The sequence below is a fragment of the Winogradskyella rapida genome (assembly GCF_042675845.1).
Taxonomy (GTDB): Bacteria; Bacteroidota; Bacteroidia; order Flavobacteriales; family Flavobacteriaceae; genus Winogradskyella; species Winogradskyella rapida.
Genome location: NZ_JBHTKM010000063.1, coordinates 2,129,227 through 2,149,285, shown reverse-complemented (window position 1 = coordinate 2,149,285; position 20,059 = coordinate 2,129,227). Strand labels below are relative to the sequence as shown.

The window sequence follows — 20,059 nt, the reverse complement described above, 5'->3', positions numbered from 1 at the left end:
TGAGATTCTTCGCTTTGCTCTGAATGACAGATTACTTAAACCCTTTCAATTTCTCTTTTGTAAAATCAGAAAGTACAAGTCTTCCGCTAGTCGCTGCGCGTTCTGCTAATAAAGCATCCCAATGGTCTGTTCCTTGCCAGAATACTTTTTTCATTTCTAGCATCGCTTCGGTATTGTAAGTACATAAATGTTCTGCAGTTGTTTTTACCGCTTCGTCTAAAGCTTCTGTACTATCAAAAACATGAGTATATAAACCTTTGTCTTTAGCAAATTTTGGCGTATAAAACGTATTCGCGTCGATAGCAATTTGCGACATGGCGCTTAACCCCATTTTACGTTCAATGGCTGGTCCGACAACAAACGGCCCAATACCAATATTTAGCTCACTTAATTTAATGGCTGCAAATTTAGTGGCCATACAATAATCGGTTGCAGCTGCTAATCCAACACCTCCTCCCACGGTTTTTCCTTGGACGCGACCGATGATGAATTTTGGACATTTACGCATCGCATTAATCACATTAGCAAATCCGGAAAAGAATACTTTACCTGTGGCTTCGTCATTAATATTGATAAGTTCATTAAAACTTGCGCCTGCACAAAAGGTTCTATCGCCTCCACTTTTAAGAACGATTACTTTAATTGCATCATTAGTTCCTGCATCTGTAATGGTTTGTGCTAGTTCTGCTAATATATCTCCTGGTAAGGAATTGTGAGCAGGATGAAAAAATTCGATGTAGCCTACTTCGTTTATTATTTCTAACTTAACATAAGGGTCTCTCATATTTTTATTTTTTACTGTCATTCCTGCGTAGGCAGGAATCTATTTTTAGTATGTCAATGCGCACGTGTTGCGCATTCGTATTAATCATTGTTCTTATTATATTTAGAAAGATTCCAACCTAAACTCAAATCCTTCCATTCCGGATTCATTTTCGTTATTAGGTTTCTCTTCCAAACTTTTTTCCATTTCTTAATGGTCTTTTCTCTTTTGATGGCGATTCGTATATCAGAATGCGCTTCAAAATAAACTAATTTTTTAATGTTATAATATCCAACATGAGTTCCAAAAGTTGCTGCTTTATGTTCACTCATTCGTCGTTCTATATTATTTGTTACACCAACATAAAAGATGTGATTTCTTTCATGTGTTAAAATGTATGTATAATATTTTTTAGACATTGCACTTACATTAAAGTCACTGCATTAAAGCTTTTCGTTAACATTAATGCGACTGCGCAACACGTGCGCAGTGACTTTCTATTAATAATTATATCAATCCAAACTGTTCAAAGTGATGATTCAAATGCTTTCGCTCTAAAAGATACGCTTCATATTTATTCAATACTCCGAAAACCAAATTTTTCAATTTAGCTTCTGGATGTTCTTTATAATATTCTATATATTTTTTTCTTTGTTCCTTAAACTTCTCAATAGCTGTTGATAAATCAGCATGTTTTAAAGGTTCTAAAGTATCTTTTTCTAATTGTGGAAATTGACTGTTCTTCGGAAATTTATCGTAATTATATAAACTGTGATGTACTTTTTCTAAGATTTTTTCCGGTGTTGCAATCTCAAAATCTTGAATCTCTCCGGAAGCAATCTTATAGGTATATTCTAAATGCTCAATCATATGCTGAGGCGTCATAATTCCCCATTTTGGTTTAGCATCTTCTTGTAATGCAGAAAGACATGCATCTATTTTATCTTCTGTCATTTCCACAAAAGTTTCTTGTTTTTTCTCTACCATCGTCAAAATGGTTGCAACAGCGACCAACGGACTATCTTTTTCGGTTTTCTGACTATCGGGACGGTTTTCAAAATTAGCATCAAAAACCTCCACATGCCATTTTACAATTCCGCTAGGATGTTCTGCAGAAGCTACATCTCTATCTACTTTTTCTTTACAGGTTAAACGCACATAAATAGTATCGTTATGATATAATGGTCTTAAAAATCGAATACTATCTAAGCCATAATTGGCTGCTACAGGTCCTTTATTTGGATACACAAATAATCCTGCTGCAGCCGAAATAATGAAATAACCATGTGCTGTTCTTTTTTCAAAAATACTTCCGTCTAAGGATGTAATATCCGTATGTGCATAAAAATGGTCCCAAGTTAAATTGGCAAAATTCTGGATATCCGTATCTGTTAACGTACGCTTATGGGTTTTTAGAGACATTCCTGGTTGAATATCTTCCCAATGGTATTGAAACGGATGCTGTTCTGCTTCTTTGTATTTTGCATTTTGTTGGTAAACTCCAGTAATTTCGGTAATAGTTGTTGGCGAACCTTGAATGGCTGTACGTTGTAAATAATGTTTAATACCACGCATTCCTCCCATTTCTTCACCTCCACCAGCACGTCCTGGACCACCATGGACTAAATATGGTAATGGCGAACCATGTCCTGTACTTTGCTTTGCACTTTCTCTATTTAGAACTAAAATTCTACCATGATGCGATGCTGCATTTATAACATAGTCTTTAGCAATTTTATCATCGTTGGTTGCGATGGAAGAAACTAGTGAACCTTTACCCATTTGAGCTAAAGTAATCGCTTCATCTAAGTTTTTATAAGGCATTATGGTACTTACTGGACCAAATGCTTCGCGTTCGTGAATGACTGTATTTTGAAAAGGGTTATCTGCTCGTAATACAATTGGACTAATAAATGCGCCTTTTTTGGCATCTGCTCCAATGGTATTTATGTCGTCTAAATTACCATACACAATTTGAGCTTCTTTTGACAAATCGTTTACCGAATCTCGAACGGCTTGCACTTGTTGATGACTGACTAAAGAACCCATTCTGACCTCTTTTAATCTTGGGTCTCCAATAGTTACTTTATCCAATTGTTTTGCTAATGCGGTTTGCACATCGTCTACTAATTTCTCAGGAACAATGATGCGTCTAATTGCTGTACATTTTTGTCCAGCTTTAACCGTCATTTCTTTTCTAACTTCTTTTACGAACAAGTCGAATTCTGGTGTTCCAGGAACCGCATCTTCTCCTAAAATGGAAGCGTTTAAAGAATCGGCTTCCATAGTAAAAGGTACCGATTCTTGAATTAACCTTGGATGCGCTTTTAACAATCTTCCTGTTTGTGCAGAACCTGTAAAGGTTACCACATCTTGAGATTCTACAGTATCTAGAATATTTTTAACCGTTCCGTTTATGATTTGTAAAGCGCCTTCTGGTAATATTCCAGAATCAATAATAGTTCTTGCAACGGCTTCTGCTAAATACGAAGACGAAGGTGCAGGTAACACCACAGCAGGAACTCCTGCCATCCAGTTTACCGCACATTTTTCTAACATTCCCCAAACTGGGAAGTTGAATGCGTTAATATGTACTGCAACTCCTTTTTTAGGCACCATAATATGATGCGCCATGAAGCGTCCGCCACGTGATAAATCGATAGCATCACCTTCTACATGATAAGGTTGATTAGGGAATAATTTACGCAACGATGCATTAGCGAATAGGTTTCCAAAACCACCTTCAATATCTATCCAACTATCTACTTTTGTCGCTCCTGTTCTGTAGCTTAAATCGTAAAAAGCATCTTTTCTTTTGGTAAGATATAATGCTAATTTTTTGAGCATGTTACCACGTTCTTGAAACGTCATTTTTCTTAGAACTTCTCCTCCTTTGGTTCTTCCGTAGTTTAGAATTTCAGGAACATCTAATCCTTCGATTGCAACGCTGGTGAATGCTTCACCTGTTATTGCATCTAGAATTGGTGTTCCTTCTTCTTTTCCTGTGGTCCAAGAACCTTGGACGTAGTGTTGTATTTTATTCATCTTAATGCCCACGAAAGTGGGTATCTGTTAAATTAGACTTCTATTCTTTTATGGCGTTACCTAAAGGTCGGGCTTTCCGCTATATCTTTTTTACTTGTTCTCGATACAAAATTGCCAAAAAGCAATTTCACTCGAACTGACGTAAAAAAGGATGCCACGTTAATTGTGCAACACTCACAAATTCCTATTTAATAGAATAAATGAGTAATCCCTAACGCATTAATTTGCTATGTTTATTTCTTAACCAAAGTTTATTTTCTTTTTGTTAAGAGATTCCTGCCTACGCAGGAATTAGACTCTTTCAATAACGCAAGCGTAACCTTGACCAACGCCAATACACATGGTTACCAATGCATATTTTTTGTTCTGTGCCTGCAACTCTAAAGCCGCAGAATAAGCAACTCTTGCACCTGTAACACCAAGCGGATGACCAATAGCAATGGCGCCTCCATTCGGGTTAATTCTTGGGTCGTTGTCTGCCAATCCCCAAGCGCGAATGCACGCCAAAGCTTGTGCTGCAAAGGCTTCGTTGAGCTCAATGACATCGATATCTTCCATGGTTAAACCTGCTTTTTCTAATGCTTTATTAGAGGCTTGCACAGGTCCAATTCCCATGATTCTTGGTTCTACACCAACCACTGCAGAACTTACTATTCTTGCCAATGGTTTTAGGTTGTAATTTTCAACTGCATCTTGGGATGCTATGATGGTTGCTGCTGCACCATCATTTAATCCAGAAGAATTTCCAGCGGTTACACTTCCACCTTCTTTTTTAAAGGCTGCTCTTAGTTTTCCTAAAACTTCTAAAGAAGACGTTGGTTTTATGAACTCATCTTTTGAAAATTGGATAGGGTCTTTTTTACGTTGTGGAATTTCTACGGTTACAATTTCTTTTGCTAAACGTCCGTTTTCTTGTGCTTTGCTTGCTTTTTGCTGACTCCAAAGTGCAAACTTATCTTGGTCTTCGCGAGAGATATTATATTTTTCTACCAGGTTTTCGGCAGTCATTCCCATACCATCAGTACCATATAATTTCTGCATTTTCGGATTGATAAAACGCCATCCAAAAGTAGAATCGTACATCTTAGAATCGCCTCCAAATGCTGTAGACGGTTTTGCCATAACGTAGGGTCCGCGTGTCATGTTCTCCACACCTCCAGAAATAAACACATCGCCATCTCCTGCTTTTATGGCTCTGTTGGCATGAATGATTGCAGATAGTCCTGAACTACACAATCGATTTACGGTTTCTCCAGGAACGCTAAATGGCAATCCTGCTAATAACGATGACATACGCGCTACATTACGATTGTCTTCTCCTGCTTGGTTTGCACAGCCCATAATAACATCATCGTATGCTTCCTTTGGGATGTTTGGGTTTCGTTTTACAACTTCTGAAATTACTAATGCTCCTAAATCGTCTGTACGAACCGCAGATAATGTGCCTTTGTAATTTCCTATTGCTGTTCTTATGCCGTCTATTATGTATGCTTCTTTCATAATTAATGCCTGCCAAACAGGTATCTTATTAATTCCTAATTATTTATTTTGGCGTTACCTAAAGGTCGGGCTATCCACTCTATCTTTTTTACTTGTTCTCGATACAAAATTGCCAAAAAGCAATTTCACTCAAACTGACGTAAAAAAGGATGCCGTTACTATCCCTAACGCACTTGCTTGCTATCTTGTTTCTTATTCCAAACTCATTTCCTATTTGCTAAGCGGTTTCTGCCTTCGCAGAAATGGTTAGTTTAATAAAGCAGAAAATGTATCTCCGTTTCTAATATCACCTGTGTTATAGCCTTTCATAAACCACTCCATACGCTGCTCTGAAGTTCCGTGTGTGAAACTGTCTGAATTGACGCTTCCGCTCATTCGTTTTTGAATGGCATCGTCTCCTACAGCATTGGCTGCACTTAGCGCCTCTTCTATATCGCCTTCTTGCAAATATTCTTTATTGTGGTGTGCCCAAACACCAGCATAAAAATCGGCTTGTAACTCTTGAGCTACTGATAATTTATTGGCTCCTGTTTGATTGGTCTGACTTTGTAATTGTCGCACTTTATTAGAAGTGCCTAGAATGGTTTGAATATGATGACCAACCTCATGCGCCGTAACGTAAGCAATCGCAAAATCGCCACCTTGGGCTCCGAATCTTGTTTTTAATTCATCGAAAAACGCCAAATCCATATATAATTTTTGGTCTCCCGGACAATAGAAAGGTCCAGAAGCTGAAGTTGCACTTCCGCATGCCGTATTCACTGCATCGGTAAATAAAACCATTTTAGGTTCTTTATAATCGCCTAAGTTATACTCTGTAAATATGGCATTCCAAACATCTTCAGTATAGGCTAAAACGGTACCCATAAATTCGCCCATTTCAACTTCTTCGCTAGTTAATTCTCGTTCTTGCACTTGTTGTGTGGTCTGACTATTGGCAACCTGCTCAATAATTGGCGCTATTTGTTGCCCTGTTTCACCACCAAATAATTGTAAAAGAATTACAACTACAGCAATGACACCACCTCCAGCAACAACTTTTCCTTTGCTGCTCATACCACGTTGGTCTTCTAGATTACCACTTTGACGTCTACCTTTCCATTTCATAATGTATTGTTTTACTATTTTATTCCCAATCTTTTTGTGTTCTGTACACCACACCTTTAAAAAGTGCGACTAATTCTTCTCCGCGTTTGACTTCAATAATATTAAAACCTAATCTGTTTTTAACGCTTTCAATTACCGATTCAGCAACGATATAATCGCCTTCGTTCAACGCTTCAATATGATTAATACTAGTTTCAATAGAAACGGCATATTTACCATGTGTGTTTGCAGCAAATCCAAAAGCGGTATCTGCCAAAGAATAACTGATGCCTCCATGGGCTTTACCCATACTGTTTAGCATTTCCTTTCTAATGGTCATTCCGACTTTACAGCGTCCGATTTCACATTCTAGGATTTCTATGCCTAGCCACGTGCTGTAGGCGTCTTGACTTAACATTTTATGTGGGATTTGTTCTGCTGTCATATGTATTCTTTCGTCACTACGAGTGATTTGTGAGTTTCGAGCAAATTGTATCGAGAAGTTTCATTTGTTCTCGATACAAAATTGCAGAAAAAGCAATTTCACTCGAACTGACGTTATATTAAAAAAACGTTTTACTTTCTTTATTCATTTTGCGTAGCAATGGTGAACATCTATATCTATCTTCATGATATTCGTTATATAATGCATCTAATGTAGACACACACCAAGCGATACCTTTTTCATCTGCCCAAGCCAATAAGCCTTTTGGATAATTAACGCCTTTGGTCATGGCGTTGTCGATATCTTCAGCGGATGCGATGTTTAAAAATAAGGCGTCTGCTGCTTCGTTGATTAGCATGACGAGGACGCGGTTGAAAATGGTTTCTGCTAAATCACTGTTATGTGATTTCTCACTTTCGTTCGAAATGACACGCTTTCCATTTTCATCATAATCGTAAAAGCCTTTTCCTGATTTTCGTCCTAAATAACCTGCTTCACTTAATCGTTTCTGCGTAAAACTTGGTTTGTATCTTGGGTCGAAATAAAAAGCGGTAAAGACGGTTTCGGTAACGGTGTAATTGACATCGTTCCCTATAAAATCCATCAATTCAAAAGGTCCCATTCGGAAACCACCTAAGCTTTTTAAACTGTTATCGATGGTAGCAAAATCGGCTACACCTTCTTCATAAACACGTAATGCTTCGCCGTAAAAAGGTCTTGCTACACGGTTTACAATAAAACCAGGTGTGTCTTTAGCGACTGCGACTACTTTTTTCCAATCCTTGATGGTTTGTATTGATTTTTCTAGCACAGCTTTAGACGTTTGAATGGCAGGAATAACTTCCACCAACTTCATTAAAGGTGCTGGATTGAAAAAGTGAATCCCTACACAACGTTCTGGTTTTTTTAGCGATGCAGCAATAGACGCAATGGACAAACTAGAGGTATTTGAAGCGATAATACAATCTTCAGCAACATAACTTTCTAATTCTGAAAACACTTTTTTCTTGATCTCCAGATTTTCAATGATTGCTTCAATAGTAAGATTAGAATCTGCTAATTCTTTTAAGTTGCTGACGTAAGTGATGTTTGACTGAATTCTATTTTTTTCAGTAGCATCTATGCGTCCTTTTTCGATTAAACGATTTAATATTTTCTCTAAACCGCTTTTTGCTTTATCTAAAGCTGTTTGATTGGTATCGTATAATTTCACTTCACAACCCGAAGTTGCAGCAACTTGTGCAATGCCACTTCCCATGGTTCCTGAGCCTATGATTCCAACTCTATTGATTTGAGATTGTGGATTAACGATTTCTGATTTTTGATTTTCACTCATACCTGATATTCCATCTATATTTTATGATTTCAACTTGTTTGAAGCTGTTTTAATACTAACAACAAAAATTGAAATTAATTCATCATTTTCTTTTAATATTTTTTCTAAAAATTCAAAGTCTTTGATAAGATTAGCTCCTTTTAGTATTCTTAAGTTTATAAAAGACTCTCTTAATTCTTTTAAGCAAATTTTCATTTTATGAAGAAAATCTCTTGTAGATTCTCCACTTCTAGCTTCTCCATAATTTAAAGCTGAAGACGTTGCTGAACGTATTAATTGTTTAGCTAAATGTTCTGATGCAAAAGATTTATCTATTGTTTTACACAACAGAATAATCTCAATTGAAAATTGAATCAATCGTTCTTCTAATTGATTAGGTTTCATCTTTATTCTGTTTAAGTTCAATAATCATAAATCAACAATCTTCAATCGTTAATCAAAATGGTAAATTTCTCACATCTACATTGCCGCCAGACAAAATAATGCCGACGTTTTTAGTTGTAAATTCTTCTTTATGTTTTAATACGGCTGCTAAAGCCACAGCACTTGAGGGTTCTACAATAATCTTCATGCGTTCCCAAATTAATTGCATTGCCGTTATAATTTCATCTTCTTCAACACAAATAATCTTCTCAACGTGCTTTTGAATGATGGGAAAATTACAATCTCCTAAATGGGTTCTTAGACCATCTGCAACGGTGTTAAAGCTGGTATTTGCTTCAATATGACCCGAAATCAACGACCGATAGGCATCATCAACCTCTTTGGGTTCGGCTCCGATGACCTTACAGTTTTTAGCAAAATGATGCGCTGCTAATGCTGTTCCGGCAATGAGTCCGCCACCACCAACTGGTGTTATCATCACATCCAAATTCGGTTGTTCTTCTAGAAATTCTATGGCTGCTGTACTGTTGCCATAAATAACCTCATCTTGATTCGAGGGATGTAAAAATGTTGCGCCTTTATCTTCTTTTATTTGGTTGGCTGTAGCTTCGCGTGCTTGAGGGGTCGCCTCACATTCTATAATTTCACCCCCATAGGTTTTTACGGCATTTTTCTTGACTTGTGGTGCATTTTCAGGCATTACGATATAGGCCTTCACACCTAAAGTCTGAGCCGCCAATGACACCGCTTGAGCGAAATTTCCAGAGGAATGGGTTACGACTCCTCGTTGGCGTTCTTCTTCAGAAAGTGAAAGAATCGCGTTCGCTGCGCCTCGCATTTTGAAGGCGCCCATTTTTTGAAAATTTTCGCATTTAAACACGATATTAGCACCTACCATTTCATTTATTAAGCTCGAGCTTAAGACAGGTGTTTTGTGAATAAAGGGTTTTATTCGGTTGTGGGTTTGTATGAGGGTTTCTTTGTTCATATGGTTCTCGATACAAAATTGCGAAAAAGCAATTTCACTCGAACTGACGTTCATTTAAATGTAATCAGAATTTACGCTTCGTTCTGAATGCTAATCAGTTTCCTTTAAAAATTGGTTGACGTTTTTCAATAAAGGCTGCAACACCTTCTTTGTAATCTTCACTTTGCGCGGCTTCGATTTGTAATTTAGATTCTAAGGCTAATTGCGATTCTAAATCGTTCGTCATCGATTTATTAAATAGTTCTTTAATCATACCCAATGCTTTGGTTGGCATATTTGCTAGTTTTACAGCAAGCTTCGAAATCGTTTCTTCAAATTCTTCCGTAGGAACACATTTATAAATCATGCCCATTTTCTCAGCCTCTTCTGCAGAAATCTTATCGCCTAACATGGCTAATGCCAATGCTTTTTGAAATCCGATTAATCTTGGTAAAAAGAAGGTTCCTGCACTGTCTGGAACCAAACCTATGAGACTAAACGCTTGAATGAAACTTACTTTTTCATGCGCTACAACCACATCACATGCTAAAGCAATATTTGCTCCTGCTCCAGCAGCAACACCGTTGATAGCACCAATAACAGGTTTTTTAATACTTCTAATTCTAGTGATTATTGGATTGTAGTGTTCTTCTAGTATTTTCTTGAATCCAGGGTTTAATTCGGGGTCCGTCACTTCTTTTAAATCTTGACCTGCACAAAATGCTTTTCCGTTTCCTGTAAGCACTATAGCTCTAACGTCTTCATTTTTCTCACAGGCATCTAAAGTGTCGTGCAGTAAAAATGCCATTTCACGATTGAAACTGTTGAATACTTCTGGTCGGTTTAATGTGATGGTTGCTACTTTGTTTTCAATTTTAAGCTGAATACTTTTGTTCATATTTCTTTACATTGAGACCTTTCGACTGCGCTCAAGGTGACATTTTATTTCTATTTATAAGATTCCTGTTTTCGCAGGAATGACAATGCTTTGATATGTTCTCGATACAAAATTCTAAAAAAGAACTTCTCTTGAACCTACGCTATGTTTTATAAGCTGAGATTCTTCGCTTTGCTCTGAATGACATCTTATTATAGATTCCTGCCTACGCAGGAATTTGTTACTTTAAACATTTAAAATAGTCGAATGGCTCCTGGCAATCGTCGCACTGAAATTGTGCTTTGCATGCTGTAGACCCAAACTGACTTACTAATCTGGTATTTGTGGAACCGCATTGTGGACACTTTACCATTTTTTTTCCTTCTAACAATACACTTTTATCTGCTTCGGCATCTAAAGGTGCTGCAATACCGTAATCTTCTAATGCTTTTCTACCTCTTGGTGTTATCCAATCGGTTGTCCAAGCTGGTGCTAAAATTAATTCGATTTCAGAATCGTATCCTGCTGTTTTTAATGCTGCTTTGATATCGTCACCAATAACATCCATTGCTGGACAACCACTATAGGTTGGTGTGATTTGCACCTTCACCATCTTATTTTCTATAACAGCTTTACGAACAACTCCCATATCCATGATGGATAATACTGGAATTTCGGGATCGGAAACTTTTTCCAGGATTGGAATTAAGATATCGTCTATGTTTTGTTCTGTTGTCATATTCATTTCCCCTGAAAACGGGAATCTTGTTTTATTGCTTCTCGATACGATTCCGATAAAAAAATCGGAATCACTCGAAGTGACGTTTAGTTTTGATTCATGAGATTAGCTTCGCTGAACCTAAAGGTTTATCTGCCTTGGCAGGAATTTTACCATTCCATATTAGGATAAGCGCTTTGCATGTATTGTAATTCCGCTAGCAAATACCCTAAATGTTCGGTATGAATCCCTTGTTTTCCACCTTTTTGAAACCATTTAGATTCTGGTATCTCCAGTGTCGCTTCTTCTAAAACAGCATTTACTTTTTCATAATAGGCTTCTTTCAACCCCGTAACATCTACACCAATCCCTTCTTGAACCATAACTTTATCAGCTTCGGTTTGATGAAACAATTCATCTGTATAGGTCCATAAACCATCTATAGCGTCTTGCATTTTTGCTTTGCTTTCTTCGGTACCATCACCTAATCGTTTGATCCAATCGGTAGAAAAACGCAAATGATAACTCACTTCTTTTATAGATTTATTAGCTATTGCTACCAATGTTAAATCTTTACTTTTCTGTAATTCTTGTAAAAAAAGCAAGTGATATACATCAAATAAAAACTGACGTGCCATGGTATAGGCAAAATTTCTATTGGGTTGTTCTACCAATAAAACGTTGACATATTCTCTTTCTTTACGAAGCATTGCAATATCATCTTCGGTTCTCTGGTCTCCTGCAATTTTTGCTGCGTATTGAAAATAGCTTCGTACTTGACCAAATAAATCTAATGATATATTGGTACAAGCAATATCTGTTTCTAAGCTTGGTCCATGCCCTGTTAGTTCTCCTAATCTTTGTCCTAAGATTAGAGAATTATCGGCAATGCCAAGGATGTATTTGTATAAATTGTTATTCATCTTAATGGCCCACGAAAGTGGGTAACTTTTTAATTACTTCTCGATACGATTTGCTCGTTCCTCACAAATCACTCGAAGTGACGTTTTGATGTTCTGATGAGGCGCTTTGACTGCGCTAGAGTGACATTTAGATTCTATTTCTGATTTATTTTCAAAATCGAACTATTATTGTTTTAACACCCTTATGAGCTTCGCTCGGTAGTTTTAAAACAAAAAATATTTTGTTTCTCACTAATCCTCAAGGGGACAATCCTAAACATCAAAATTTGTTTTTAAATTGATGATTTACTTTCAGTTGATGAGATTCCTACTTTCGTAGGAATTTGTTACATATGCTTCACCTCATCTGGTAAATCGTAAAACGTGGGATGACGATAGACTTTGTCTTGAGCGGGCTCAAACAGTTCGCCGTTATGTTCTGGATTGGATGCTGTGATGTGTTTCGATTCTACCACCCAAATACTAACGCCTTCGCTACGTCTTGTGTAAACATCGCGTGCGTTTTCTAATGCCATTTCTTCATCTGCGGCATGTAAACTTCCGCAGTGCCTGTGTTCTAATCCGTTTTTACTTCTTACGAAGACCTCCCAAAGTGGCCAGTTTTTTTTGTTTGACATAATATTATTGTTATATGATAAGATATTGTTCTCGATACAAAATTGCTTTGAGGCAATTTCACTCGAACTGACAACACTTTTAAACTACTTGTTTTTGTTTTCTTGCTTGTTTCTTTTCGGCATAAGCCATAGCGGCATCACGTACCCATTGCCCTTCTTCCCAAGCATCAACTCTTGCTTTCATACGTTCTTTATTCATTGGTCCGTGCCCTTTTACTACTTGCCAAAACTCATCCCAATTGATTTCACCAAAATCGTAAACGCCTTTTTCTTCGTTCCATTTTAAATCGGGATCTGGAATGGTAAGTCCGATTAACTCGGCTTGTGGTACGGTTTGATCTATAAATTGCTGACGTAAATCATCGTTAGACTTACGTTTTAATTTCCATTTCATGGATTGTTCGGTATGAATAGACTCGGCATCTGTTGGGCCTAGCATCATTAAACTTGGCCACCACCAACGGTTTAGAGCATCTTGTGCCATTTCCTTTTGTTCTGCTGTTCCGTTTGCCAATTTTATCATGATTTCATAACCTTGACGTTGGTGAAAGCTTTCTTCTTTACACACACGTACCATGGCTCTAGCGTAAGGTCCGTAAGAGGTATTACACAAGGGCACTTGGTTGATAATTGCTGCACCATCTACTAACCAACCTATAGCTCCCATATCTGCCCAAGTAATGGTTGGGTAGTTAAATATAGAAGAGTATTTAGCTTTACCAGAGTGTAATTGTTCATAAAGTTCTTCACGAGAAACCCCTAAGGTTTCGCATGCAGAATACAGATACAAACCATGTCCTGCTTCGTCTTGTACTTTTGCCAACAAGGCGACTTTACGACGTAAGGAAGGTGCTCTTGTAATCCAATTACCTTCTGGAAGCATACCTACAATTTCGGAATGTGCGTGTTGCGACATTTGCCTAATATGCGTTTTACGATATTTTTCTGGCATCCAATCTTTTGGTTCAACCTTCTCGTCTCTGGCAATACGTGCTTCGAATTGCGCTTCTAGATTTTTTATTTGTTCTTCACTCATAATATATAGTTGTTAGTGAATCGTATTTAGTGATTAGTGGATTCCTGCCTACGCAGGAATGACAAATTGTTGAAATTCCTTTTTTCTAAGGAATTTATTATACATCAAAATCAACGATAACTTTGTCTGATGTTGGTACAGCCTGACAGCTGAGAACTAGGTTTTGTGATACTTCTTTATCATCTAGTGCGTAATTTATTTTCATTTCAACGCTACCTTCTTTGACTTCACATTTACAGGTACTGCACACACCGCCTTTACAGGCAAATGGCAAGTCTGCTCCTGCGCCTAAGGCTGCGTCGAGAATATTATCATATGCTTTGGTCATGGTGAACGCAAATTCTTTTCCACCATCTACAATAACAACTTCTGTTCCTTCTACATTTTGCTGCGATAAGCGCTCAGCTCTTTTAATGTCTTCTTCTGAAAGCCCAGTTACAAAGAGCTCAAAATGCACCAATTCTTTTGGCAATCCTTCATTTATAAGGTACTCGCTCACGTAGTTGACCATCTTTTCTGGTCCACATAAAAACACTTCACTGGTATCTGGAATATCGATAAAGGTTTTTGTGAGGACTTGCATTTTTTCGTCGTCAAATCTTCCATTAAACAACTCGATATCTCTACGCTCTTTGGTTAAGAAATAATAGATTTCTAATCTTCCAAAATAAGTATTTCTTAATTGTTCTAGCTCTTCCTTAAAGATAATGGATTTTGCGGTTTTATTGACATAAAACAACTTACAAGTTGCATTCGATCCGGCTTGTAAATGCGCTTTTAACATGGATAAAACAGGTGTAATACCACTTCCTGCTGCAAAAAAGAGATAGTTTTTTGCTTTGTTAGGATTGCATTCCACACCAAAAGTTCCGCTTGGCGACATCACTTCTAGTTCGTCTCCTGCCGTTAAGGTTTCATTAATATAGGTAGAAAATTTACCACCAGGAATCTCCTTTACTGCGACTTTCCATTCTTGTTCATAAGGGCTTGAACAAAGCGAGTACGAACGACGAACATCTTCGCCATTAATGTCTGCCTTTAAGGTTAAATGTTGCCCTTGACGAAACTTAAAAGTCTCATGTAATGCTTGCGGAACCTCAAAAGTAATCACCGAAGTGTCATTGGTTTCCTTATATATTTCTTTAATCTTTAGTTTATAGAACTCTGCCATACGAATGTTTAAAACATGAAACTAACACTTGTTAGTCTGTTGGACAAAGTTAAGAAATAAATTTAATTCTCCTTTATGATGCCATTTATGAGAATTTTACTCAGGTTATTTGTTAATTCTTCAAGATGAATCACCTCCTTTTTAGGAATCCACAGATATAAGGAACGTAGGGTTGTGAGTATGGAGAACATCATAACATCAGGTTTTATAGGGCTAATTTCTCCTGCCGCTATGCCTTCCTTTAAAATCTCTTTAAAATCATTTTCGTAATCACTACGCAACTTTTTATAAGGTCCCAATTGGGCTTCGAGATGCATCCAATCGTGATTTAGAGCTGCCATACCATAGATATTCTGACTCGACACTTCAACATGAAGTGCTATGATTTTCTTTAATTTTACGATACACGAATCATTACTAGATTTTACAGCGGTCATTCCGACTGAAAATTTGCGCGCTATCCTCATGATAATCTTTTCTAAAATCTCTTGCTTAGAACTGATATGATTATAAAGACTCGCGGCTTTCATATTCATGGTCGTCGCTAAATCGCGCATGGTCACCGCACTATAGCCCTTTTCTTTAAAAAGCTTCGCAGCGACTCTTATAATTTCCTCTTGTCGTGTTTCGTTTTCCATAAGTATTTAAACCACTAAAATAGCAAGAATTTTATGTGCCACGTTATAATAATGTAACTTTGGTTACCAATGTTTCCGTGAACTTTTCAGAAGTTTGCCAAAAAATAAATACTATGGGATTATTAAATGCTTTATTTGGAAAATCGACAAACAACGTTGCGGAATATGTTGCGAAAGGTGCAGTGTTATTAGATGTAAGAACGGCTAGTGAATACCAAGGTGGTCATATAAAGAATGCCATTCATATTCCGGTTCAGGAGTTAGGACAGCGCATTAACGAAGTGAAAAAATTAAACAAACCCGTGATTACCTATTGTGCTAGTGGTATGCGTTCTGCTAGTGCCGCTAGTTTATTAAAATCTAAAGCTGTTGATGCTATAAACGGAGGAGGAATAGGTAGCTTACAACGAAAATTAGCCTAACTCTTACTGAAGTATAGCGTCTATATTATTAAGTTCAGTTAAACTAGAAATCGGTTTTTGGTTGTATTCTAGCGTCCAACCCAGCGAACGTGTTACTATAAAAAACTTGGAAAGTTCACTAATAAGCCGATTTTGAGCGTTAGATTTTAACTCGGACGCTACGACCTTTTTCATTAACGATTCTCGGACGGTCTTCTTAATACTATTGTAGTCTTTAGCTTCAAACGGATTAAGGTAATCTGCCTGCATATCGTAATATTCAAAATCTGGGCTAATTTTTATTTCTTCTTCAGGAATCCTTAGAATTTGAAGTGTTTTATTCACCTCATCAATATGGTATTCAATTTTACTTAAATTGTAACCTATAGTCACCTCTGCATTGACAATGACAACGGCTTTCTTTTCTGCTGAAATTAAATCTCCAAAAACACCTTTAGAATTCTTATAGGTAAACACTTCACTGAAGTGACCTTCAGTAACCACCAGTTTACCAACGTTTTTTATTTGCTCTTGAATGAGCGCACTGCTTTCTTTGAGCATAATTTCATCTTCTTGTTTGTTTTCACAATATCTAAATGTGAATACAACAACGAGACTAATAACAACACCGAGTAGTATTTTTCGCATAAGCGAATGTACTAAAATTAGAAGTGAATTTCTCTTAAAATAGTCTAAACACCCCTCTTTTTTAGTCATTATTAGGTCATAAACAGTCGGTTATCTATTAAATAAACCGAACATCTTTAAAATTTAACATTTAGCCTACTGTTTTGTAACTTAGGATATAAACTAATATGAACCCCTACAGTGGGCGTTTCACATCTCTATTCTCTAACCCCTAAAAGTGAACGTTATGATTAAAAACATAAGCACGCTACTTGTTCTGTTATGTTCTGTATTTAGCTTTAGCCAGAACGCCATTTTATTAAAAAACACGAATCCTAAAGCTAAAGAATTGCACCATACTTTAAATGCCACTAAAGACAGTTTAATATTACGCTGCTCGAGCACCTTAGCGAAGGTGGAAATTTTCAATGAAGATTACGATAGCAGTATAACCGTAAACACCCCGAATACTAAAATTCCCCTTAATGATCTTCCTTCTGGGAAATTTGTAATTGAAGTACAACTTCCGGATAAAATTATTAGCATGAATTTGGTGAAACGGGGTAATGAAGGCCCTTTATCAGCTTTCAAATCTGAACCCATAGCAGAAGGCATGGGTATGATGATTGATGAGAACCTGAAAATCGTTAAAGCCTCACCTCATAAAAGTATAGAGTTTCTATTAACACGGACTAAAAAATCGCCTCAGGCGCCAAAAGCGAAAAAATATTTTTGGATTGAGAGCCTAACGGTAAATGAAGTGGGCTCGAGCAAAACCATGAGACTCGCCGATCAACAACTCGTAGACAAACTGATATTAAAGCATCAACTAGAAATAAAATGTTATACCGGGAAACAAAATACATTGACGGTATGGGAAGTTTACAATACGAGAAAATTTATAGAGTCTCAAATGTCTAATTCAAATTTTGTGTATTCCCAATCGACTGAAGTGTTTAACCCTACCCCGTATTACAAAACACGTACAAAATCTATTAATTTATAATTTCAGAAACCCTAAATATCCACAATGTAATTTAGTGCTCGTAGGCGGTAGTGCCCCATAATTACAACAGCTTTATAAGCGATATCACATAATGTAAACAGACGGTCAACTTACATTTCCGCGTGGATTTTTGACTTACATCGATAGACCTAACAACTCAACCATAAAAAGGGGTTACACATCTGATTTACAATGCGCTTAACCCTTTACCCACTACCTTTGTAATCTATTAAAATTACAAAAGATAACGGCATAGTATTCATTTGTTACCCAAACACTTAATATCCTACTCATGAAACTATTATATACATCGGTGTTCCTACTTTTGACCACATTTTTGTATGGTCAAAAATCGGTATTGCTTAAAAACAACAATTCAAGAGCATTAGAATTAAGACATTATTTAAATACCACACAAGACAGTATCGTTTTTGAGGGCGAACGCACCATTTACGAGGTCATGATTTTTAATGATGATTTTGAGCGTATTATTAAAGTTAAAGATTCTAAAGCAAAGCTACTTATTGGAGATATTCCTGTGGGACGTTATGCCATAGAAGCCGTTTTAAGAGACAAACTGATTGTCATCACTTTATTAAGACACGAGATTTTCTCTAATATTCCACCGGCACCAGAGCTACAAATAGAAAATCCGGATCTCTTAGCTAGCAACAGCTCCTTTAACCCAAATACACCGAACACTTCTCATGGACCAAAGGCAACAACAGCCTTACCTGATGATCTTACAGCTCCTAAAACCAAGGTTTATGGCTCTGAAAATGCGAGGTATGCGAGTGATTTAAGGTTAGCTGGAAAAAAAGCCAATGTTCTAAATTCAAAACACATGGCAAGGCCTGCTAAACCAAAGGTATCCGCAGCTAAATATTGGATTCATTATAAAGTGAACAACGGATCTAGTTCGGAGACCTTACTTAAAATGGCTGACCAAAAGACGGTAGATCGTTTAATCCTCAAAATAGAAACGGACATGAAAACGACCACAGGACGCAATAATGAATTAACCGTTTGGCAAGTTTACGACCCTACTAATTTTTTCATCCATAAAAGAAGGCATAAAAAAAACTATATGAATGTAAATTCAGATAGTTTTGATATTCAACCTTATTACAAGGTGACCAATGCGTTAAGTAAAAAATTAGAGTAATTATTGCTTTTTAAGCTCTAATTTTTCCGCGAAATAATCACAAAAATCCTTCATAGTATCGGTCATTTTCTGATCTTGGGTTGCTCTAAAAAACGAATCGCTCATAGTTACTAAGGTTTGATGAAAAAATAATTTCATTTCATCTACGGGCATATCTTTAGTCCACAAGTCAATCTTTAAGGTCTCTTGAGCCTTACTATCCCAAACGGATAACATAACGGCTTTCGCCTCTTCGTTATTGACGCCTCCATCTTGAGCCGACCAATTTAATTTTTCTGGCACTCGGTTTTCATCAAGTTCTACGTTGAGTACGATTTTAGATTTTATAACTTTAGACATTATTTCTTTGGTTTAAATTTAGATTTTGTAAAAATTTCTTCAGGTTCTTTTTGTAAAATGGTCATGAGGTTCTCACCTGTGGCATCGGCATAAGCTTTTACAATTTGCCAGCCTATATATTGCCCCACTTGACCAGGAGATTCGTTATCTAATTCTAAATAAAATTTAGAAAAAGGGGCATCCGTTATAAAACGACTTAAAAGTTTATTATCGGTATTGTACAACAATTCTTTTTCTATAAAATAACTCCACATAGGACTTTCATTGGCTTCTGCCCAACGCAGCTGATCGTTGGTATAACCTATTTTTTCAGCATCAGATTTAAACGGAATCATTTTATCTTTAAAGTAGAGTAATTTGCCATAGTAGATCATTTCATCTAGCAAAAATCTTCTTTGTTGCTGAAAGGTGTATTTTTCAGCATAGGCTTCTGCCAAATCCACTACAATCTGTTCTTGTTTAAAATTCTTAGATAAATATACAGGGATGTTACCATCGCGATAAAAGCGGTGATCTTCTCCTAAATAATTATCCAAAGCAATAAGCGCTATAGTATCCGTTACAACAACCTTGTCCCTGTACTGTACATAATTGGTTAAGGTGACTACTCGAGGCACAGAGAATACAGGATCATAGTACTTCAAATGCTGAAATAAACTTAGAAGCTCCGAAGTGGTTTTATCAAAGTTAGCATACTTATCATTCACCTCCGTTAAAATTTCATCATGTAGCGTATCATTTAACTGATCTACCCAAACAGAATCTGGGATACGCTTAGAAAACAGAAACGGATAGTCGGTTTTTAATTGTGGTAAATCTTCGGCTTTAGCCTTAAAGAAATCAGTATCAAAACGCTCCACCTTAAAATCAACCTCAATGTTAGCAATTGCTGCTTCTACTTTAGATTCCTCTTCACAAGCCATAAAAGTAAACGCCAGGCATAAAATAATGTAAATTCTTACTTTCATTTGGTAAAACATTTTTAAACTTAATACGTTTCCGCTATTTTTGTTAC

22 protein-coding genes are annotated in these 20,059 nt (G+C 36.8%); 3 read left to right on the top strand and 19 right to left on the bottom strand.

All coding sequences use genetic code 11. The annotated features are described in order from the left end of the window. Window positions 1-31: 31 nt before the first annotated feature. The 16 genes from ACFQ13_RS16540 to ACFQ13_RS16465 all read right to left on the bottom strand — a co-directional run bounded on the left by ACFQ13_RS16540 (window position 32) and on the right by ACFQ13_RS16465 (window position 15,506). A complete protein-coding gene (locus tag ACFQ13_RS16540) occupies window positions 32-784 on the bottom strand; it encodes an enoyl-CoA hydratase/isomerase family protein (RefSeq protein WP_386119324.1) in 753 nt (250 codons plus the stop codon). Between the two features lie 80 nt (window positions 785-864). Beyond that, on the bottom strand, window positions 865-1,182 hold the full coding sequence (locus ACFQ13_RS16535) for a GIY-YIG nuclease family protein (RefSeq protein WP_386119321.1): 318 nt from the start codon (window positions 1,180-1,182) through the stop codon (window positions 865-867). Window positions 1,183-1,270: 88 nt separating this feature from the next. Continuing rightward, window positions 1,271-3,808 carry a phenylacetic acid degradation bifunctional protein PaaZ gene (gene paaZ / locus ACFQ13_RS16530; protein WP_386119318.1) on the bottom strand — a complete coding sequence of 846 codons (2,538 nt, stop codon included), beginning with the start codon at window positions 3,806-3,808 and terminating at the stop codon, window positions 1,271-1,273. Window positions 3,809-4,099: 291 nt separating this feature from the next. Further along, window positions 4,100-5,308 (bottom strand): 3-oxoadipyl-CoA thiolase, encoded by a 1,209-nt coding sequence (gene pcaF / locus ACFQ13_RS16525; RefSeq protein WP_386119316.1) that lies wholly within the window; start codon window positions 5,306-5,308, stop codon window positions 4,100-4,102. A gap of 246 nt (window positions 5,309-5,554) precedes the next feature. Further along, window positions 5,555-6,415, bottom strand: coding sequence for a KPN_02809 family neutral zinc metallopeptidase (ypfJ, locus tag ACFQ13_RS16520; protein WP_386119313.1), 861 nt, complete (start codon window positions 6,413-6,415; stop codon window positions 5,555-5,557). Between the two features lie 19 nt (window positions 6,416-6,434). Beyond that, window positions 6,435-6,839 carry a PaaI family thioesterase gene (locus ACFQ13_RS16515; RefSeq protein ID WP_386119311.1) on the bottom strand — a complete coding sequence of 135 codons (405 nt, stop codon included), beginning with the start codon at window positions 6,837-6,839 and terminating at the stop codon, window positions 6,435-6,437. A 118-nt stretch (window positions 6,840-6,957) separates the two neighbouring features. After that, entirely contained in the window at window positions 6,958-8,175 is a 1,218-nt protein-coding gene (locus ACFQ13_RS16510) for a 3-hydroxyacyl-CoA dehydrogenase NAD-binding domain-containing protein (protein ID WP_386119308.1), read from the bottom strand. A 21-nt stretch (window positions 8,176-8,196) separates the two neighbouring features. Next, complete coding sequence (locus ACFQ13_RS16505) at window positions 8,197-8,559, bottom strand: four helix bundle protein (RefSeq protein ID WP_386119306.1); 363 nt, start codon at window positions 8,557-8,559, stop codon at window positions 8,197-8,199. 52 nt (window positions 8,560-8,611) lie between these two features. Further along, a complete protein-coding gene (locus ACFQ13_RS16500; RefSeq protein ID WP_386119304.1) occupies window positions 8,612-9,547 on the bottom strand; it encodes a pyridoxal-phosphate dependent enzyme in 936 nt (311 codons plus the stop codon). Window positions 9,548-9,641: 94 nt separating this feature from the next. Continuing rightward, window positions 9,642-10,424, bottom strand: a complete 783-nt coding sequence (locus ACFQ13_RS16495) for an enoyl-CoA hydratase-related protein (RefSeq protein WP_386119302.1) — start codon at window positions 10,422-10,424, stop codon at window positions 9,642-9,644. A gap of 220 nt (window positions 10,425-10,644) precedes the next feature. Then, window positions 10,645-11,142 (bottom strand): 1,2-phenylacetyl-CoA epoxidase subunit PaaD, encoded by a 498-nt coding sequence (gene paaD / locus ACFQ13_RS16490; protein ID WP_386119299.1) that lies wholly within the window; start codon window positions 11,140-11,142, stop codon window positions 10,645-10,647. Window positions 11,143-11,291: 149 nt separating this feature from the next. Further along, the gene (gene paaC / locus ACFQ13_RS16485; protein WP_386119297.1) at window positions 11,292-12,044 is read right to left on the bottom strand and encodes a 1,2-phenylacetyl-CoA epoxidase subunit PaaC; all 753 of its coding nucleotides are present in this window, start codon (window positions 12,042-12,044) and stop codon (window positions 11,292-11,294) included. A 326-nt stretch (window positions 12,045-12,370) separates the two neighbouring features. Next, on the bottom strand, window positions 12,371-12,661 hold the full coding sequence (paaB, locus tag ACFQ13_RS16480; protein ID WP_114308576.1) for a 1,2-phenylacetyl-CoA epoxidase subunit PaaB: 291 nt from the start codon (window positions 12,659-12,661) through the stop codon (window positions 12,371-12,373). Between the two features lie 79 nt (window positions 12,662-12,740). After that, window positions 12,741-13,697 carry a 1,2-phenylacetyl-CoA epoxidase subunit PaaA gene (gene paaA, locus ACFQ13_RS16475; protein ID WP_386119293.1) on the bottom strand — a complete coding sequence of 319 codons (957 nt, stop codon included), beginning with the start codon at window positions 13,695-13,697 and terminating at the stop codon, window positions 12,741-12,743. A 97-nt stretch (window positions 13,698-13,794) separates the two neighbouring features. Continuing rightward, entirely contained in the window at window positions 13,795-14,868 is a 1,074-nt protein-coding gene (locus ACFQ13_RS16470; RefSeq protein ID WP_386119291.1) for an FAD-binding oxidoreductase, read from the bottom strand. 62 nt (window positions 14,869-14,930) lie between these two features. Then, window positions 14,931-15,506, bottom strand: coding sequence for a TetR/AcrR family transcriptional regulator (locus ACFQ13_RS16465; RefSeq protein ID WP_386119289.1), 576 nt, complete (start codon window positions 15,504-15,506; stop codon window positions 14,931-14,933). Window positions 15,507-15,619: 113 nt separating this feature from the next. On the opposite strand from ACFQ13_RS16465, the gene ACFQ13_RS16460 reads away from it, so the two are divergent. Beyond that, window positions 15,620-15,928 carry a rhodanese-like domain-containing protein gene (locus ACFQ13_RS16460; RefSeq protein WP_114308572.1) on the top strand — a complete coding sequence of 103 codons (309 nt, stop codon included), beginning with the start codon at window positions 15,620-15,622 and terminating at the stop codon, window positions 15,926-15,928. A 3-nt stretch (window positions 15,929-15,931) separates the two neighbouring features. Here the strand turns inward: ACFQ13_RS16460 and ACFQ13_RS16455 are convergent, their stop codons facing one another. Continuing rightward, window positions 15,932-16,555 (bottom strand): DUF4230 domain-containing protein, encoded by a 624-nt coding sequence (locus tag ACFQ13_RS16455; protein ID WP_386119287.1) that lies wholly within the window; start codon window positions 16,553-16,555, stop codon window positions 15,932-15,934. Window positions 16,556-16,781: 226 nt separating this feature from the next. Between ACFQ13_RS16455 and ACFQ13_RS16450 the strand changes: the two genes are divergently transcribed. Both ACFQ13_RS16450 and ACFQ13_RS16445 read left to right on the top strand, forming a co-directional pair. Next, window positions 16,782-17,540, top strand: a complete 759-nt coding sequence (locus ACFQ13_RS16450) for a hypothetical protein (RefSeq protein ID WP_386119285.1) — start codon at window positions 16,782-16,784, stop codon at window positions 17,538-17,540. Window positions 17,541-17,832: 292 nt separating this feature from the next. Then, window positions 17,833-18,705, top strand: coding sequence for a hypothetical protein (locus ACFQ13_RS16445; RefSeq protein ID WP_386119283.1), 873 nt, complete (start codon window positions 17,833-17,835; stop codon window positions 18,703-18,705). On the opposite strand, the gene gldC is transcribed toward ACFQ13_RS16445, so the two are convergent. Beyond that, the gene (gene gldC, locus ACFQ13_RS16440) at window positions 18,706-19,044 is read right to left on the bottom strand and encodes a gliding motility protein GldC (RefSeq protein WP_114308569.1); all 339 of its coding nucleotides are present in this window, start codon (window positions 19,042-19,044) and stop codon (window positions 18,706-18,708) included. Continuing rightward, window positions 19,044-20,012, bottom strand: a complete 969-nt coding sequence (gldB, locus tag ACFQ13_RS16435) for a gliding motility lipoprotein GldB (protein ID WP_386119281.1) — start codon at window positions 20,010-20,012, stop codon at window positions 19,044-19,046. The genes gldC and gldB overlap by 1 nt, the downstream gene beginning before the upstream one ends. Between the last annotated feature and the right edge of the window lie 47 nt (window positions 20,013-20,059).

Bases quoted from the DNA above. Each gene is read 5' to 3' on its own strand.
- ACFQ13_RS16540 (WP_386119324.1), bottom strand. From the start codon at position 784: ATGAGAGACCCTTATGTTAAGTTAGAAATAATAAACGAAGTAGGCTAC.
- ACFQ13_RS16535 (WP_386119321.1), bottom strand. From the start codon at position 1,182: ATGTCTAAAAAATATTATACATACATTTTAACACATGAAAGAAATCAC.
- paaZ (WP_386119318.1), bottom strand. From the start codon at position 3,808: ATGAATAAAATACAACACTACGTCCAAGGTTCTTGGACCACAGGAAAA.
- pcaF (WP_386119316.1), bottom strand. From the start codon at position 5,308: ATGAAAGAAGCATACATAATAGACGGCATAAGAACAGCAATAGGAAAT.
- ypfJ (WP_386119313.1), bottom strand. From the start codon at position 6,415: ATGAAATGGAAAGGTAGACGTCAAAGTGGTAATCTAGAAGACCAACGT.
- ACFQ13_RS16515 (WP_386119311.1), bottom strand. From the start codon at position 6,839: ATGACAGCAGAACAAATCCCACATAAAATGTTAAGTCAAGACGCCTAC.
- ACFQ13_RS16510 (WP_386119308.1), bottom strand. From the start codon at position 8,175: ATGAGTGAAAATCAAAAATCAGAAATCGTTAATCCACAATCTCAAATC.
- ACFQ13_RS16505 (WP_386119306.1), bottom strand. From the start codon at position 8,559: ATGAAACCTAATCAATTAGAAGAACGATTGATTCAATTTTCAATTGAG.
- ACFQ13_RS16500 (WP_386119304.1), bottom strand. From the start codon at position 9,547: ATGAACAAAGAAACCCTCATACAAACCCACAACCGAATAAAACCCTTT.
- ACFQ13_RS16495 (WP_386119302.1), bottom strand. From the start codon at position 10,424: ATGAACAAAAGTATTCAGCTTAAAATTGAAAACAAAGTAGCAACCATC.
- paaD (WP_386119299.1), bottom strand. From the start codon at position 11,142: ATGACAACAGAACAAAACATAGACGATATCTTAATTCCAATCCTGGAA.
- paaC (WP_386119297.1), bottom strand. From the start codon at position 12,044: ATGAATAACAATTTATACAAATACATCCTTGGCATTGCCGATAATTCT.
- paaB (WP_114308576.1), bottom strand. From the start codon at position 12,661: ATGTCAAACAAAAAAAACTGGCCACTTTGGGAGGTCTTCGTAAGAAGT.
- paaA (WP_386119293.1), bottom strand. From the start codon at position 13,697: ATGAGTGAAGAACAAATAAAAAATCTAGAAGCGCAATTCGAAGCACGT.
- ACFQ13_RS16470 (WP_386119291.1), bottom strand. From the start codon at position 14,868: ATGGCAGAGTTCTATAAACTAAAGATTAAAGAAATATATAAGGAAACC.
- ACFQ13_RS16465 (WP_386119289.1), bottom strand. From the start codon at position 15,506: ATGGAAAACGAAACACGACAAGAGGAAATTATAAGAGTCGCTGCGAAG.
- ACFQ13_RS16460 (WP_114308572.1), top strand. From the start codon at position 15,620: ATGGGATTATTAAATGCTTTATTTGGAAAATCGACAAACAACGTTGCG.
- ACFQ13_RS16455 (WP_386119287.1), bottom strand. From the start codon at position 16,555: ATGCGAAAAATACTACTCGGTGTTGTTATTAGTCTCGTTGTTGTATTC.
- ACFQ13_RS16450 (WP_386119285.1), top strand. From the start codon at position 16,782: ATGATTAAAAACATAAGCACGCTACTTGTTCTGTTATGTTCTGTATTT.
- ACFQ13_RS16445 (WP_386119283.1), top strand. From the start codon at position 17,833: ATGAAACTATTATATACATCGGTGTTCCTACTTTTGACCACATTTTTG.
- gldC (WP_114308569.1), bottom strand. From the start codon at position 19,044: ATGTCTAAAGTTATAAAATCTAAAATCGTACTCAACGTAGAACTTGAT.
- gldB (WP_386119281.1), bottom strand. From the start codon at position 20,012: ATGAAAGTAAGAATTTACATTATTTTATGCCTGGCGTTTACTTTTATG.